General features: G+C 75.0%; 14 protein-coding genes. 5 read left to right on the plus strand and 9 right to left on the minus strand.

Annotation, left to right across the window (positions count from 1 at the left end; genetic code table 11):
• Nucleotides 1-61: 61 nt before the first annotated feature.
• From I8N68_RS29165 to I8N68_RS29175, 3 genes are read right to left on the minus strand one after another with little or no spacing between them, the layout of a single operon-like run.
• Complete coding sequence (locus I8N68_RS29165; RefSeq protein ID WP_200215929.1) at nt 62-214, minus strand: hypothetical protein; 153 nt, start codon at nt 212-214, stop codon at nt 62-64.
• 22 nt (nt 215-236) lie between these two features.
• Nucleotides 237-1,106 carry a tetratricopeptide repeat protein gene (locus I8N68_RS29170; protein WP_200215931.1) on the minus strand — a complete coding sequence of 290 codons (870 nt, stop codon included), beginning with the start codon at nt 1,104-1,106 and terminating at the stop codon, nt 237-239.
• On the minus strand, nt 1,103-1,552 hold the full coding sequence (locus tag I8N68_RS29175) for a hypothetical protein (RefSeq protein WP_200215933.1): 450 nt from the start codon (nt 1,550-1,552) through the stop codon (nt 1,103-1,105). Before I8N68_RS29175 ends, I8N68_RS29170 begins: the two co-directional genes overlap by 4 nt.
• A gap of 170 nt (nt 1,553-1,722) precedes the next feature.
• Between I8N68_RS29175 and efeU the strand changes: the two genes are divergently transcribed.
• Genes efeU through efeB form a run of 3 tightly spaced genes read left to right on the plus strand, consistent with a single transcriptional unit; the run spans nt 1,723 to nt 5,216 of the window.
• Complete coding sequence (efeU, locus tag I8N68_RS29180) at nt 1,723-2,706, plus strand: iron uptake transporter permease EfeU (protein ID WP_234040811.1); 984 nt, start codon at nt 1,723-1,725, stop codon at nt 2,704-2,706.
• Nucleotides 2,707-2,736: 30 nt separating this feature from the next.
• The gene (efeO, locus tag I8N68_RS29185; RefSeq protein ID WP_200215935.1) at nt 2,737-3,870 is read left to right on the plus strand and encodes an iron uptake system protein EfeO; all 1,134 of its coding nucleotides are present in this window, start codon (nt 2,737-2,739) and stop codon (nt 3,868-3,870) included.
• A gap of 23 nt (nt 3,871-3,893) precedes the next feature.
• Nucleotides 3,894-5,216 carry an iron uptake transporter deferrochelatase/peroxidase subunit gene (gene efeB, locus I8N68_RS29190; protein ID WP_200215937.1) on the plus strand — a complete coding sequence of 441 codons (1,323 nt, stop codon included), beginning with the start codon at nt 3,894-3,896 and terminating at the stop codon, nt 5,214-5,216.
• 22 nt (nt 5,217-5,238) lie between these two features.
• On the opposite strand, the gene I8N68_RS29195 is transcribed toward efeB, so the two are convergent.
• Complete coding sequence (locus tag I8N68_RS29195) at nt 5,239-6,261, minus strand: RDD family protein (RefSeq protein WP_307813020.1); 1,023 nt, start codon at nt 6,259-6,261, stop codon at nt 5,239-5,241.
• A 299-nt stretch (nt 6,262-6,560) separates the two neighbouring features.
• On the opposite strand from I8N68_RS29195, the gene tnpB reads away from it, so the two are divergent.
• Nucleotides 6,561-8,078 carry an IS607 family element RNA-guided endonuclease TnpB gene (gene tnpB, locus I8N68_RS29200; RefSeq protein ID WP_307813021.1) on the plus strand — a complete coding sequence of 506 codons (1,518 nt, stop codon included), beginning with the start codon at nt 6,561-6,563 and terminating at the stop codon, nt 8,076-8,078.
• 17 nt (nt 8,079-8,095) lie between these two features.
• Nucleotides 8,096-9,097: a stage II sporulation protein M gene (locus I8N68_RS29205; protein WP_200215939.1), complete on the plus strand. Its 1,002-nt coding sequence runs from the start codon at nt 8,096-8,098 to the stop codon at nt 9,095-9,097.
• Here the strand turns inward: I8N68_RS29205 and I8N68_RS29210 are convergent.
• The 5 genes from I8N68_RS29210 to I8N68_RS29230 are packed head-to-tail and all read right to left on the minus strand — an operon-like array spanning nt 9,064 to nt 14,246.
• Entirely contained in the window at nt 9,064-10,374 is a 1,311-nt protein-coding gene (locus I8N68_RS29210; protein WP_200215941.1) for a DUF58 domain-containing protein, read from the minus strand. The genes I8N68_RS29205 and I8N68_RS29210 overlap by 34 nt on opposite strands.
• On the minus strand, nt 10,371-11,360 hold the full coding sequence (locus I8N68_RS29215) for an AAA family ATPase (protein ID WP_200215943.1): 990 nt from the start codon (nt 11,358-11,360) through the stop codon (nt 10,371-10,373). The genes I8N68_RS29210 and I8N68_RS29215 overlap by 4 nt, the downstream gene beginning before the upstream one ends.
• Complete coding sequence (locus I8N68_RS29220; protein WP_200215945.1) at nt 11,357-12,742, minus strand: DUF4350 domain-containing protein; 1,386 nt, start codon at nt 12,740-12,742, stop codon at nt 11,357-11,359. Before I8N68_RS29220 ends, I8N68_RS29215 begins: the two co-directional genes overlap by 4 nt.
• Nucleotides 12,739-13,398, minus strand: coding sequence for a DUF4129 domain-containing protein (locus tag I8N68_RS29225; protein ID WP_200215947.1), 660 nt, complete (start codon nt 13,396-13,398; stop codon nt 12,739-12,741). The genes I8N68_RS29220 and I8N68_RS29225 overlap by 4 nt, the downstream gene beginning before the upstream one ends.
• Nucleotides 13,395-14,246 (minus strand): hypothetical protein, encoded by an 852-nt coding sequence (locus tag I8N68_RS29230; RefSeq protein ID WP_200215949.1) that lies wholly within the window; start codon nt 14,244-14,246, stop codon nt 13,395-13,397. Before I8N68_RS29230 ends, I8N68_RS29225 begins: the two co-directional genes overlap by 4 nt.
• Nucleotides 14,247-14,391: the final 145 nt, after the last annotated feature.

Below are 14,391 nucleotides of genomic sequence, written 5' to 3' on the forward strand. Positions count from 1 at the left end.
GGGAGCCGGGAGCCGGGAGCCGGGAGCCGGGAGCCGGGTCGGCCCCGGGGTGGGGGCCGGGTCAGCTCGGGCCGCGGCGGGTGGGACGGATCCAGGTCCAGACGCACCAGGCGAGCCAGGTCAGCGACACGGCGGTGGCCAGCGGACGCATCCGTAGGGCGCTGAGCAGCATCACCAGGGCCAGGACACCGAGCCAGGGCAGCAGGCCCTTCACGGCCGCCGCCCCGCGCGGCCGGTCACGGCCGCCACCGGCCGCGTACCAGGCGGCGGACCAGGGGCGGGGCGATCCAGGACCAGAGGCTGTAGAGCAGCCAGGCGAGCGCCACGACGAGCGCGGCGACGTAGAGCTTGGCCAGGTTGAGCACGGCGATGCTGCCCACCGCGATCAGCCACATGCGGATGCCCAGCCGGTAGAGCGGGCGCAGCGGGAGCAGCAGCGGATGGGTGTACACCCGGGTCTCCCAGGCCGCCTCGGCGTAGTCCGGGTCGTCCGGGTCGTGCGCGACCGCCCGGCCGAAGGAGCGGTGCGCGTCGCCGATCCGGCCGCGCTCCACGGCGATCCCGCCGTGCATGGCCAGCGCCGCCGGGTGCTCCGGGTAGCGGCCGAGGAACTCCCGGGTCACCCGCTCGGCCGCCCGGTCGTCGCCGCGGGCGTACGCGAGCTGGACTCGGCTGGCGTAGACGGCCGGGTCCTCGGGCGCCAGCTCGGCGGCACGGGCGAGCAGGCGGCTCGCCTTGTCGGTCTGGCCGACCGTGACGCAGAGGTCGGCGTACTGGCAGAGCAGCCAGGGGTCCTGCGGTTCGAGCGCCAGCGCGTCGAGCAGCGCCCGCTCGGCCGGGGCGAAGGCGCCCTGACTCCGGAGCGCCAGGCCCAGCCGGCCGAGCAGTTCGGCGTCCGGACCGACCTCGGCCAGCCCCTGCCGGGCCACCTCGGCCACCTCGTCCCAGCGGTCCAGCGTGCTGAGCGCCACCGCCCGCAGCCGGTACACGTGCGGGTCGGTGGCCACCGAGCCGGGTAGCCGGGCGAGCTCCTCCAGCGCCTGCTCGGGCCGGTTCATCTCGAGCAGGCCGACCACCCGGGCGAGCTGGTCCGCCGGCGCCGTCACGGGACCGCCGCCGCGAGCACGATGAGGACCGCCTCGACGATGCCGAGGCCCAGCGCCGCCGCGATCCCGGGCAGCACCAGCGAGGCCGCCTGGCCGCCGCGCATCTCGTACGTGCGGAACCGGCCCTTCTGGGTAAGGTTGGCGACCGCCCAGACCAGTACGCCGGACAGGGCCCCGACCAGCCGGGCCGGCCCGGAGGTGTGGCCGTCGAGCAGCACCACGGTGATGGCCAGCCGGGCGACCAGGGCGGCAAGTCCGGTGCCGACGATCGCCAGGACGGCCCCGACGGGCAGTCTGAGCCGGCGGGCGTTGACCAGGGCCAGCACGGTGGCCGCGAGTGCCCCGCCGAAGACGGCGGGATAGACCAGCGAGCCAGGCCGCCAGGGCGGGCGTCGCTCGGCGTACGCGGCGGGGGTGATGGTGGGGGTGAAGAGGTCGTCAGCCACGGTCGTCCTGTCTGAGGGGCTGGGCCGGATCCTGCCACAGCCGGTCATCCGTTGGATGCCCCGTGGACAGGGTGACGTTGCCATGAACGACTTGACGGCGGGTCGGATCAGTAGGAAGGTATGGCTGCCCTAAGTTAACTGAGGCGTGCCTAAGTGATCACGGAGTACCGATGTTCGCCACGTACCTGATCGGCCTGCGGGAAGGCCTGGAAGCGACCCTGGTGGTCAGCATCCTGGTCGCGTTCCTGGTCAAGTCGCAGCGCCGGGACCGGTTGCCGCAGGTCTGGGTCGGCGTCGGCCTGGCCGTGGTGCTGTCGGTCTTCTTCGGCTGGCTGATCGAGTACACCTCGACCTCGCTGCTGGCCCGCTCCGAGGACCGCGAGCTGTTCGAGGCGGTCACCTCGGTCGCCGCCGTGGTCTTCGTGACCTGGATGATCTTCTGGATGCGCCGGGCAGCCCGGACGATCGCCGGTGAGCTGCGGGGCAAGCTCACCGACGCGCTGGCGGTCGGCTCCCTCGCGGTGGCCGGCATGTCCTTCCTCGCCGTGATCCGGGAAGGGCTGGAAACGGCGTTGATCTTCTACTCCGCCGCCCAGAGCGCCGCCGGCGGCGCCGGGCGTGGACCGCTGCTCGCGCTGCTCGGCGGCATCGCCACCGCCGTGGTGATCGGCTTCCTGCTCTACCGCAGCGCGCTGCGGATCAACCTGAGCAAGTTCTTCACCTGGACCGGCGCGCTGCTCATCCTGGTCGCGGCCGGCATCCTCAAGTACGGCGTGCACGACTTCCAGGAGGCCGGCGTGCTGCCCGGCCTGAACAACCTGGCCTTCGACATCTCCTCGGTGCTCGACCCCAGCACCTGGTACGCGGCGCTGCTCGGCGGCATGTTCAACATCACCGCCACCCCGAGCGTGCTCGAGATGGTCGCCTGGGTCGCCTACGCGGTGCCGGTGCTGGTGCTCTTCCTGCGCAAGCCGGCCACTCCGGCCAAGCCCGCCGCCACCCCGGCCAAGCCCGCCGCCACCCCGGCCGAGCCCGCCCCGGCGGAGTCCGCCACCGCCCCCGCCGAGCCGGGCGCGCCCGCCACGCTGGCCGAGGCCCCGGCGGCAGCCGGTGAGCCCACCGACGTTCCGCCCTCCGCGCGCCAGCGCGCCTGATCCGTACCGCTCCGAGGAGAGACAGTCCTGATGCGTACCACCCGCTTCGTCATGCTCGCCGCCACCGGCGTCCTGGCCGTGACCGGCGTGACCGCCTGCGGCGCCGACACCGACACCAAGACCGCCAAGGCCGGCAACGCGGTGAAGGTCAAGGCCACCGACACCGTCTGCGAGGTGGACGTCACCGAGCTGAACGCCGGCCAGGCCACCTTCTCGGTGACCAACAACGGCAGCAAGGTCAACGAGTTCTACGTCTACGCCCCGGGTGACCGGGTGATGGGCGAGGTGGAGAACATCGCCCCCGGGCTCAGCCGCGAGCTGCGCGTCGAGCTGCCCCCCGGGACGTACGAGACGGCCTGCAAGCCCGGGATGAGCGGCCGGGGCATCCGCGGCGCGCTGAAGGTCAGTGGCAGCGCCGCGACCGTCGCCCCGGACGCCGCGCTCAGCCAGGCCACCGCCAGCTACCAGCGCTACGTGCAGAGCCAGACCGGCGCGCTGCTGACCAAGACCGAGGAGTTCGTGGCCGCGGTCAAGGCCGGCGACGTGGCCAAGGCCAAGGCGCTGTTCCCGGTGGCCCGCACCTACTGGGAGCGGATCGAGCCGGTCGCGGAGATCTTCGGCGACCTCGACCCGAAGATCGACGGCCGCGAGGAGGTCGTCGAGGAGGGCATGCCGTTCACCGGCTTCCACCGGATCGAGAAGGATCTCTGGGCCACCGGTGACATCAGCAAGGACGGCCCGATCGCCGACCAGCTGCTCACCGACGTCAAGGAGATCGTGGCCAAGGCGAACGCCGAGAAGCTCAACCCGCTCCAGCTGGCCAACGGCGCCAAGGAACTTCTCGACGAGGTGGCCAGCGGCAAGATCACCGGCGAGGAGGACCGCTACTCGCACACCGACCTGTGGGACTTCAGCGCGAACCTGGAGGGCTCGAAGGCGGCCATCGCCGCGCTGCGCCCCGCGCTGGAGCAGCGCTCGCCCGAGCTGGTCAAGCAGCTCGACACCGAGTTTGCCAACGTCGAGGCCACGCTCGGCAAGCACCGCGCGGACGACGGCTGGAAGCTGCACACCGCGCTCAGCAAGACCGAGCTGAAGGAACTGTCGGACAGCATCAACGCCCTGGCCGAGCCGATCAGCAAGGTCGCCGCGGTCGTCGCCCGGTGACGACCAACCCCGGAGGTGCAGCGATGAGCGAGCAGAACACCACCGACGAGACGCCGTCCGCCGACGCGCCGCGCGGGACGACCCTGTCCCGGCGCCGGGCCATCACCCTGGCCGGCGTCGGGGTCGCCGGAGTTGCCGGCGTCGCCGTCGGCGCGGGCGCGCTGGTCCGCGACTCGGACCGCGCGGGGGCAAACGAGGGCGTCGCCGCCGGTGCGGTGCCGTTCCACGGCGAGCACCAGGCCGGCATCACCACCCCGGCCCAGGACCGGCTGCACTTCGTCGCGTTCGACGTGATCACCAAGGATCGGGCGAAGCTCGTCGCGCTGCTCCAGGAATGGACGGCCGCCGCCGCCCGGATGACCGCCGGGAAGGACGCCGGGGTGATCGGCGCGGTGGGCGGCATGCCGGAGGCCCCGCCGGACGACACCGGCGAGGCGCTCGGGCTGCCCCCGTCGCAGCTCACCCTCACCATCGGCTTCGGCCCGACGCTCTTCCGCGACGCCCAGGGGCGGGACCGGTTCGGCATCGCCGACCGGCGGCCGGCCGCGCTGGCCGACCTGCCGCACTTCGCCGGCGACGCGCTGCGGCCGGAGATCTCCGGCGGGGACATCTGCGTCCAGGCCTGCGCCAACGACCCGCAGGTGGCGGTGCACGCCATCCGCAACCTGGCCCGGATCGGCATGGGCGTGGTCAGCGTCCGCTGGTCGCAGCTCGGCTTCGGGCGTACCTCGTCGACCTCCCGGGCCCAGGACACGCCGCGCAACCTGTTCGGCTTCAAGGACGGCACCGCCAACCTCAAGGCCGAGGACGCCGGCCTGCTCCGGGAGCAGCTCTGGGCGCAGCCGGGCGACGGGCAGGACTGGATGACCGGCGGGTCCTATCTGGTCACCCGCAAGATCCGCATGCTCATCGAGACCTGGGACCGCACCCCGCTGGCCGAGCAGCAACAGATCGTCGGCCGGACCAAGGGCCGCGGCGCGCCGCTGGGCAAGGGCGACGAGTTCGAGGAGCCGGACTTCGCCACGAAGGGCGACGACGGGGAGCCGGTGATCGCCGAGACCGCGCACGTGCGGCTCGCCCACCCGGCCCAGAACGACGGCGCCCGGCTGCTGCGCCGTGGCTACAACTTCGTGGACGGCTCGGACGGGCTGGGCCGGCTCGACGCCGGGCTCTTCTTCATCGCCTACCAGCGCGACCCGCGCAAGCAGTTCGTGCCGATCCAGACCCGGCTGTCCCGGCACGACGCGATGAACGAGTACCTGCGGCACGTCTCCAGCGCCGTGTTCGCCTGCCCGCCGGGTGTCCGCGACGCCGCCGACCACTGGGGACGGGCGCTCTTCGGCTGACCCGGCCGCCCGCGCCGGCGGATCAGCCGGCCGGGCGCTCGGCGTCGACCGGGGCGGGCTGCCCGCGTACCGGATCGGGCTGGGTGGGGACGGCCAGTGCCGGCGCGGCGGGCCGCAGCACGGACGGGCTCGCCGCCGGGCCGATCGAGGCCGGCGGCGGCGCCGCGACCGCGACCGGCGGCGCGGCCAGCTCGGGCCAGAGGGCGGCGGTGAGCCCCCGGGTACGACGCAGCCGGTCCACCGACCGGCGGTGCCGCTCGGCCAGCACGGCGGCCAGGTAGACGGATTCCGGCGCGGCCCACGGCGGCGGCGGGGAGATCACCGCCGCGATCTCCGCCCAGAGCGCCTGGCCCAGCCGCGCCCGCTCCGGCTCCACCAACTGGTGCACGCGGCCCAGGTACTGCCGGGCGGCCAGGGCCAGCCCGTCGTCCAGCCGGGTCAGGTCCAGGGTGTGCGCCCAGCCGACCAGCGCCGGAACGGCCAGCGGGACCGGCCGCCACACCCCGGCGCCCCGCGTGTGCACCACCATCGTGCCGGCCACCAGGTCACCCAGGCGCCGCCCGCGCGGGTCGGCCAGCATCACCGTCACGCTCGCCACCCAGCTCAGCAGCGGCAGCACCAACCCCGGCCACTCCACCGCGACGCCCACCAGGGCCCGGGTCAGCGACTGGCCGACCCCGACCGGTCCGCCGTCGGCCCGGACCACCCGCAGTCCCACGGCGAGCTTGCCGACCGTCCGGCCGCCGGCGAACCGTTCCATCAACACCGGGTAGCCGACGAGCACGACGACCAGCAGCACCGTCTGCAGCGCGCCGGCCAGGGCGGCGTCCACCACGTGGGTCGGCAGGACGAGCATCAGCACCGAGAGCCCGGCCAGCAGCGTCAGCGCCACGACCACCTGGGCCATCAGGTCGATCAGCAGGGCGAGCACCCGGGAGCCGAGCCGGGCCGCCCGGACGTCGAGCTCCACCGCCTCGCCGCTGACCAGGCCCGCGTCGGCCCAGCGGTCCGCGGCCCGCGCCGGTGCGGCAGGTTGCGCTCTCACCCGGACAGTGAACACTATGGGCGCCGGACCGGTTCAAGTGCGACTCGTTAAATACGAGATGGGATCCGTGTGGTGAGCTTGAAGCAGTGGACCGAGTGGGGGTGTGTTCATCACGTCACCGCGTACCGGTGGTTCCGGGAGGGGAAGCTGCCGGCGGCCGCGCGCCGGGTGCGCCGGCGGATCCTCATCGATCCCGTCCCCACGGACCAGGCCGGCGTTGGCCGGGCAGCTGTTGTGTATGGGCGGGTGCCGTCCGCCGGCCACCACGGTGACCAGGACCGGCGTCGGCGGGCCAGGACGTGGACTACCGGGCAGAACCTTGGCGTGACCTGGGTGGTTACCGAGGTCGGTTCGTCGCTCTACGGCCGCCTCGGTGCGGCGAACCGCGCAGGCCGCATGGTCAAAGCCGCCATCGCCGAGGCTGTTCGGGGGTGAAGACGGTCCAGGCGTACCGGTTTGCGCTCGATCTGACTCCGACGCAGGAGCGGGCGGTGCTGGCGCATGCGGGGGCGGCACGGGTGGCGCACAATTGGACGCTGGCCCGGGTGAAGGCGGTCATGGATCAGCGGGCCGCCGAACGTTCCTACGGAGTTGCCGACGCCGACCTGACTCCCGCGCTCGGCTGGTCCCTGCCGGCGCTGCGTAAGGCCTGGAACGAGGCGAAGTCGCAGGTGGCGCCGTGGTGGGGCGAGTGTTCGAAGGAGGCGTTCAACACCGGCCTGGATGCCCTGGCCAGGGCGTTGAAGAACTGGTCCGACTCGCGGTGCGGTAAACGCGCCGGGCGGCCGGTCGGGTTCCCCCGGTTCAAGTCACGCCGCCGGTCGACACCGTCGGTGCGGTTCACCACCGGAACAATCCGCGTCGAACCCGATCGCAAGCATGTCGTCCTTCCTCGGTTGGGTCGGCTCAAGTTGCACGAGTCCGCCCGCAAGCTGGCCCGCCGTTTGGACGCCGGCACCGCCCGGATCCTGTCCGCGACGGTGCGTCGTGACGGTGGCCGGTGGCACGTCGCGTTCTGCGTCAAGGTCGAACGCGCCGAGCGCAGCCCGGGCCGCCCGGCTGCCGAGGTGGGCGTGGATCTCGGCATCAAACACCTCGCGGTGCTCTCGACTGGTGAACCCGTACCCAACCCCCGTCACCTCGACACCTCCGCCAGGCGAATGCGCAGGCTGGCCCAGCGCATGTCGCGGCGGATCGGCCCGGACCGGCGGACCGGCCGCCGCCCATCCAAGCGGTGGGAGGCGGCTCGCGGCCAGGTGGCTCGCGCGCACGCCCGGGTGGCGAACCTGCGCCGCGACGGACTGCACAAGCTCACCACCCGACTGGCCGGCGAGTACGGCACGATCGTGGTGGAGGATCTGAACGTGGCGGGGATGCTGCGCAACCGGCGGCTGGCCCGGCGCATCGCCGATGCCGGCTTCGCCGAACTACGCCGGCAACTGGCCTACAAGACCGCATGGAACGGCGGCCGACTCGTGGTGGCCGACCGCTGGTACCCGTCCTCGAAGACCTGCTCGGGCTGTGGCGCGGTGAAAGCCAAGCTGGCCCTAGTCGAGCGCACCTACAACTGCCCCACCTGCGGCCTGACCTTGGACCGGGACCTCAACGCCGCACGCAACCTGGCCGCGCTCGCGCATAAGGCCACAGACGCCCGGAGTGGCCGGGAGTCTTCAAACGGACGTGGAGCCGACCGTAAGACCCGCCTCAGCGGGCCGGTGGCCGTGAAGCGTCAACCCGGCACCGCCTCGGCGGGTCAGGCCGGGACCGTCCCACCGCAAGGCGGGACTTCCAATCATCGACTCACCAAAGTCCACTGAGAGGAAACGGAGGACGAGTGGATCTTGACGCGTACGTGGCGGAGCACGGCGCCGAGTGGCGGCGGCTGGAAGTGCTCTCCGGCCGGCGCCGGCTGGACGCCGCCGAGATCGACGAGCTGGTGGCGCTATACCAGCGGGCGGCCACCCACCTCTCGGTGCTGCGCAGCCGCTCACCCGACCCGGCGCTGGTCAACCGCCTCTCCCACCTGGTGCTGGCGGCCCGCGCCCGGATCACCGGCCGGCCCCGACCGTCCTGGGCGGCGGTACGCCGGTTCCTCCTCGCCGACCTGCCGGCCGCCCTCTACCGGGCCTGGCCCTGGTGGTGCGGGGTGGCCACCGCGTTCAGCGCGCTCAGCGGCTTCCTCATCTGGTTCGTGGCCGGGCACCCCGACACGGCCGCCGCGTTCATCGGCGAGGACGCCGCCGCCGACCTGGTCGACTCCGGCTTCGCCGGCTACTACACCGAGTTCGCCGCGCCCACCTTCGCCTTCCACCTGTGGACGCACAACGCCTGGATCGCCGCCCAGTGCCTCGCCTCCGGGGTACTCGTGGTGCCGGTGTTCTACCTGCTCTGGCAGAACGCGCTCAACATCGGCGTGGTGGGCGGGGTGATGGTCTCCTACGGCCGGGCGGACGTCTTCTTCGGCCTGATCACCCCGCACGGATTGCTGGAGCTGACCGGGATCTTCGTCGCCGCCGGGGTCGGCCTGCGCACCGGCTGGGCCTGGATCGCGCCGCCGGCCCACCTGAGCCGCGGCCGGGCGGTCGCCGCGGCGGGCCGGTCCGCCATCGTGGTCGCCGTCGGCCTGGTCGGCCTCTTCGCCGTCTCCGCGCTGCTGGAGGCGTTCGTGACGCCGGCGCCCGTGCCGGTCGCCGTCCGCGTGGCGACCGGCGCCGCGGTCTGGCTGGCCTTCCTGGCGTACGCGCTGCTGCTCGGCCGGTACGCGGCCACCCGCCCCGCGCCGGCACCCGCCGAGGGGGCGGCTCAGAGTTGGCCGAGCGCCTTGAGCCGCAGGTAGGTGTCGGCGACCGTCGGGGCGAGGCGGTCGGCGGGCGCGTCGACCACGGCCACCCCGTGCCGGGCCAGCGCGGCGCGGACCCGGTCCCGTTCGGCCAGCGCCCGCCAGGCCGCCGCGGCGGCGTAGGCGTCGTCCGGGCCGGTCGGCGGGGTGACGGTGAGGCCGGTCAGCACCGGGTCGTGGGTCGCGGCGATCACCACCCGGTGCCGGGCGGCGAGCCGGGGCAGCACCGGCAGCAGTCCCTCGCCGAGCGCGCCCGCCTCCAGCGCGGTGAAGAGGACCACCAGGCTGCGCTGCCGTTCCCGGCGCAGCACCTCACCGGCGATCAGCTCGAAGTCCGTCTCCACCAGCGCCGGCTGGAGCGGGGCGACCGCGTCGACCAGCCGGGGGAGCAGGGCCGGCCGGCCGCTGCCCTTGACCGTCGCCCGGACCGCCGCGTCGACCGCCAGCAGGTCGACCCGGTCCCCGGCGCGGGCGGCCAGCGCGGTCAGCAACAGCGCCGCGTCGATCGCGGTGTCCAGCCGGGGCTCGTCGCCGACCCGGACGGCGGAGGTGCGGCCGGTGTCCAGGACGCAGACCAGCCGCCGGTCCCGCTCCGGCCGCCAGGTGCGGACCAGCACGTCGGAGCGGCGCGCGCTGGCCCGCCAGTCGATCGAGCGCACGTCGTCGCCGACCACGTACTCGCGCAGGGTGTCGAACTCGGTGCCCTGGCCGCGGCCCCGGGTAACCTGCATGCCGTCGATGATCCGCAGCCGGGCCAGCTTCTCGGGCAGGTGCCGCCGGGAGTCGAAGCGGGGCAGCACGCGCAGCGTCCACGGTGGCGTGCCGGGGTGGCCGGCCCGCTGCCGGAAGGCCAGCCGCAGCGGCCCGAGGGAGCGTACGGTCAGCGCCGCCGCGGGCCGGTCGCCGCGCCGGGCCGGGGTGAGCCGTACCGGCAGCGCGGCGCTGCCACCGGCCACGATCCGCAGCACCCGCCCCGGCGGTACGTCCGGCCGGGCGCCCGCCGACGGCACCCAGGCGTCGCGCACCTGGGCGCGCAGCGTACGGCCGGAGGTGTTCGTCAGGCACAGCGTGACGGTGGCGGTGCCACCCAGTCGGACCGTCCGGTCCCCGGAACGGGTCGCGGTGACCGCGCGCAGCGGCGCGGCCAGCGCCCAGTCCAGAGCGACCAGCAGCAGCACCAGGCCGGTCATCACCGCCACCCCCGCAAACGGCGCCGGCCAGGCGGGCAGGGTCAGCGCGCCCGCACCGAGCAGCAGCGCCGCCCGCCAGGTCATCGCGGCGTCGGCACGGTGGCCAGCACCGTGTCCAGCACCGCGTCGACGCTCATGCCCTCCAGCTCGACCTCCGGGCGCAGCCGGAGCCGGTGCCGCAGGGTGGGCCGGGCGACGGCCTTGACGTCGTCGGGGACGACGTGGTCGCGGCCGGCCAGCCAGGACCACGCCTTCGCCGTGTTGAGCAGCGCGGTGGCGCCGCGGGGCGAGGCACCCAGCTCCAGCGCGGGGGCGATCCGGGTGGCCCGGCAGAGGTCCACGAGGTAGCCGAAGAGCGGCTCGGCGACGTGCACCCGGCGGACCGCCTCCCGGGCGGCGGCCAGGTCGGCCGCGGTGGCCACCGGTCGTACGCCGGCGGCGTGCAGGTCGCGCGGGTCGAATCCGGCGTGGTGCGCGCGCAGCACGCCCAGCTCCTCGTCCCGGCTGGGCAGCGGCACGGTGAGCTTGAGCAGGAACCGGTCGAGCTGGGCCTCGGGCAGGGGATAGGTGCCCTCGTACTCGACCGGGTTCTGGGTGGCCGCGACGATGAACGGGTCGGGCAGCAACCGCCGCTCGCCCTCCACGGACACCTGCCGCTCCTCCATCACCTCCAGCAGCGCGGACTGGGTCTTCGGCGGCGTGCGGTTGATCTCGTCGGCGAGCAGCAGGTTGGTGAAGACCGGCCCCTCCCGGAAGGTGAACGCGGCGGTGTGCGGGTCGAAGATCAGCGACCCGGTCACGTCGCCGGGCATCAGGTCCGGGGTGAACTGGACCCGCTTGGACTCCAGGTCCAGGGCCGTGGCGAGGGTGCGGACGAGCAGCGTCTTGGCCACTCCCGGCACCCCCTCCAGCAGCACGTGCCCACGGCAGAGCAGGGCGATCACCAGGCCGGTGACCACCGCGTCCTGCCCGACGACCGCCTTGGCCACCTCGGCCCGCAGCCGGTGCAAGGCCGCGCGGGCGTCGGGCTGGGCGACGGCCGGCGCGACAGCGGTAACGGGTCCGGTCACCGGGAATCTCCTTCGGTCGGATGGTCGGGTGCCGTGCCGACCGTACGGGTCAGCCCGTCCAGCTCGCGGGCCAGCTCCAACAGCTCCTGGTCGGTGGCCGGCTCGTCGCCGTGGAGCAGCTCCGCCGCCCGGTCGGGGTCGAGCCCGGCGTGTACGGCGACCCGGGCGGCCACCTCGGCCGGTGGCGTGTCGGGCGGCAGGTTGAGCCGGGGCAGCAGCCGGTCCCGGGCGGCGGCGCGCAGCGTCTCGGCGGCCGGGCCGCGGGCGCCGGCGCGCCGGTAGAGCCGGGCCCGACCGAGCACGGTCTCGGCGGAGCGGACGGTCACCGGCAACGGCTCCGGCACGGGCGGGCCGAGCCGGCGGGCCCGCCACAGCACCACCAGCAGGCCGGCGACGGCGAGCTGGACGAGCAGCGCCCAGAACCAGGCCGGGAAGGCGGCCCAGAGCGGGTTCTCCGGTGACTGCCGGCCGGCGGCCCGGTCGTCGTCGCCCGGCTGGCCGCCCGCGGGCCGGCCCGCGGGCGGGTCGGGCCGGCCGCCGCTGCCCGGTCGGCCGTCACCCGCCGCTCGGGTGGCACCACCCGCCGCGGGGGATCCGCCCGTCCCGTCGCCCTGGAAGCCGTCGCTCCCGGTCGGGGCGGGCGCCGGGCCGTCCAGGTCGAGCCAGACCACCGGGCGCGGTCCGCCGAGCAGCCCGGTGGCGAGGGCCCGGTTGCCCAGCTCGTCGATCCGGTCGTTGCGGAACGGGTCGCTGGCCCCGATCACCACGACCTCGGTCCGCCACGTCACCCGGACCAGGCCACCCGCGTAGCAGCGCGGGGCGGCCCAGTTGACCGGGGCGGCGTAGCGCTGCCGGTCGACGGCGGCGGTGCCGGCGGCGGCCGCCTCGGGCAGCGGGCAGCGGTGGCCGTCGGCGTCCGGCCCGGTGGCCCGGGTGGCCCAGCGGCGTTCGGTCGGTGCCAGCGGCACCCCGAGCCCCTCCAGCACCCGGCGGGACGGGTCCACCAGCACCAGGCGGCTGCCGGCGGGCAGGTCGGCCAGGTCGGCGACGGTGTCCGGGTGGACCAGCTCCGGGGCCGGCACGAACAGGGTGGCCGGACCGGGTTTCGTGGCCAGCAGCGCGCTCCGGGTGTTGGTCTCCCGGTGGATGGCCACCCCCTGCCCGCGCAGCGCCGTGGCGAGCCGGCTGCCCCCGTCGTCGTCGGTGGCGACCGGCGACACGAACCCCGGGTCGCCCGGATCGGGCTGGTCGACGGCGTGGGCGACCAGGGTGGCGACGATCAGCAGCAGGGCCAGCCCGAGCGGGATCAGCACCCGGTGCCGGCGGCGGGTACGGCGTGGCGGGCGGTCGACGGCGGGCGTCGCCGCGGCGGTGCTGGTCATGGGCGGTCACCGCCTCCCGTGGTCAGCTCCCGGCGCAGGTCGTCGGCGAGTTCGCGCATCCGGTGGTCGTGCTCCGCAGTGGCCGGGCGCTGGGCGTACCAGAGGTCGGAGAAGATCGCGCCGGCGGCGTGCAGCACGGGGTGCACCCGGGGCCGGCCCCGGGCTGCCGCCGCGGTCAGCTCGGCGACCGTCATCCCGGGCCGTTGCTCGATCACCCGCCGGGCGATCAGCTCGCGGACCATGTCGCGCAGCCGCTCCCGGACCGACTCGGCGTACCGGCCCTCGGCGGCGAGGCGGTCGGCGAGCGAGGCGTACCCGCCTGCCGCCGGCTGCGGCTCGGCGGCCCGGGGCGCGGGCACGGCGGGCTCGGCGGCGGTCCGGGCCGGGCGACGCCGGCGGAGCAGTCGGGGCCGGCGCAGCCGGGGAAGCCGCCAACGCGGCCACCGGAGGCGCGGCCACCGGAGGCGGGGCAGTCGCAGCCGAGGCAGTCGCAACCGGGGCAGCCGCAGCCGGGGGAACCGGCGGGGCAGCCAGGCCGGGAAGAAGTACCAAACGAGCGCGGCCAACCCGGCGGCGAGCATCAGCAGCAGGGCGGCCAGCGGGAGCGGGACGAGGTCGCCGAGCGCGGCGACCGTCTCCGTCCACCACCGGCTCACCTGCGCACCGCCAGCAGGACGGGCTCCGGGGTTCCGGCCGGGGCGCGGGAGAGCCGGATGTCCAGGCCCTCGGTCCGCATCCGGGTCTCCAGGTGCAGCACCGCGTCGAGGCAGGCCAGCGCCGGGTAGGCGATCGCGTTCACGCCGACCCAGGCCGCCGTGGCCACCGGTAGGGCCCACGCCGGGTCGGTCAGGTCCACCAGCGCGAGCAGCTTGAGGCCGTAGAAGACGCCGAGCCCGATGCCGAGCCGGATGATCCACCAGCCCAGGTAGCCGAGCAGTCGGATGCCGGCCGCCCGCCCGCCGGAGCGGGTCGCCAGCCCGAGTGCCCGCAGCGGCGCCCGGTACGCCGGGACCCGGTCCACCACCAGCGCCGGCGCGACCGCGCCGAGCAGCCCGTACGCGAGGAACCAGACCGGCCCGAGCAACGCCGCGACCAGCACGATGAGCCCGACCGTCAGCGCGACCGGCACGGTGGCGCCCCACCGGGCGCCGGCGGGGCGCAGCAGCTCGCGCGGCGCGGCCCGGCGGCCAAGCAGCGCCGCCCCGGCGCCCCGGGCGGCGGGGTTGCCGAGCAGCACGATGATCGTCGCCTCGGTGGCCGCGCCCACCGCGAGCAGCAGCCAGTACGAGCCCAGCTGGCCCGCGTCGAGCCAGTACCCCGGCGGCGGGGCGTCGGCCAGCAGCCGCAGCGGGTGCAGCAGGAGCTGCTCGCCGAGCGCGAGCAGGACGGCGAGCGGGACCAGCAGCCGGGCCTGGCCGCGGAGCAGCAGGACGGCCGAGTCCAGCAGCTCGCCCACCGTCAGCGGGCGGCGCGGGAGCACCGCGGTCGGGCCGACGTCGGGCACGCGTACTCCTGGCGGGCGGGCGGTGGTGGCGGGCGGCGGCACACCGGGGGAACATGGTTGCACGACCCGTCCTTTTCGGGTGGACCCGTACGCCGGGCGGCGCGCCACGCGCGTTCTCCGCCCGGCAGCTGTGGTGCGCGGTGTC

The sequence above is a fragment of the Micromonospora coerulea genome, from assembly GCF_016598485.1.
Lineage (GTDB): Bacteria > Actinomycetota > Actinomycetes > Mycobacteriales > Micromonosporaceae > Micromonospora > Micromonospora coerulea.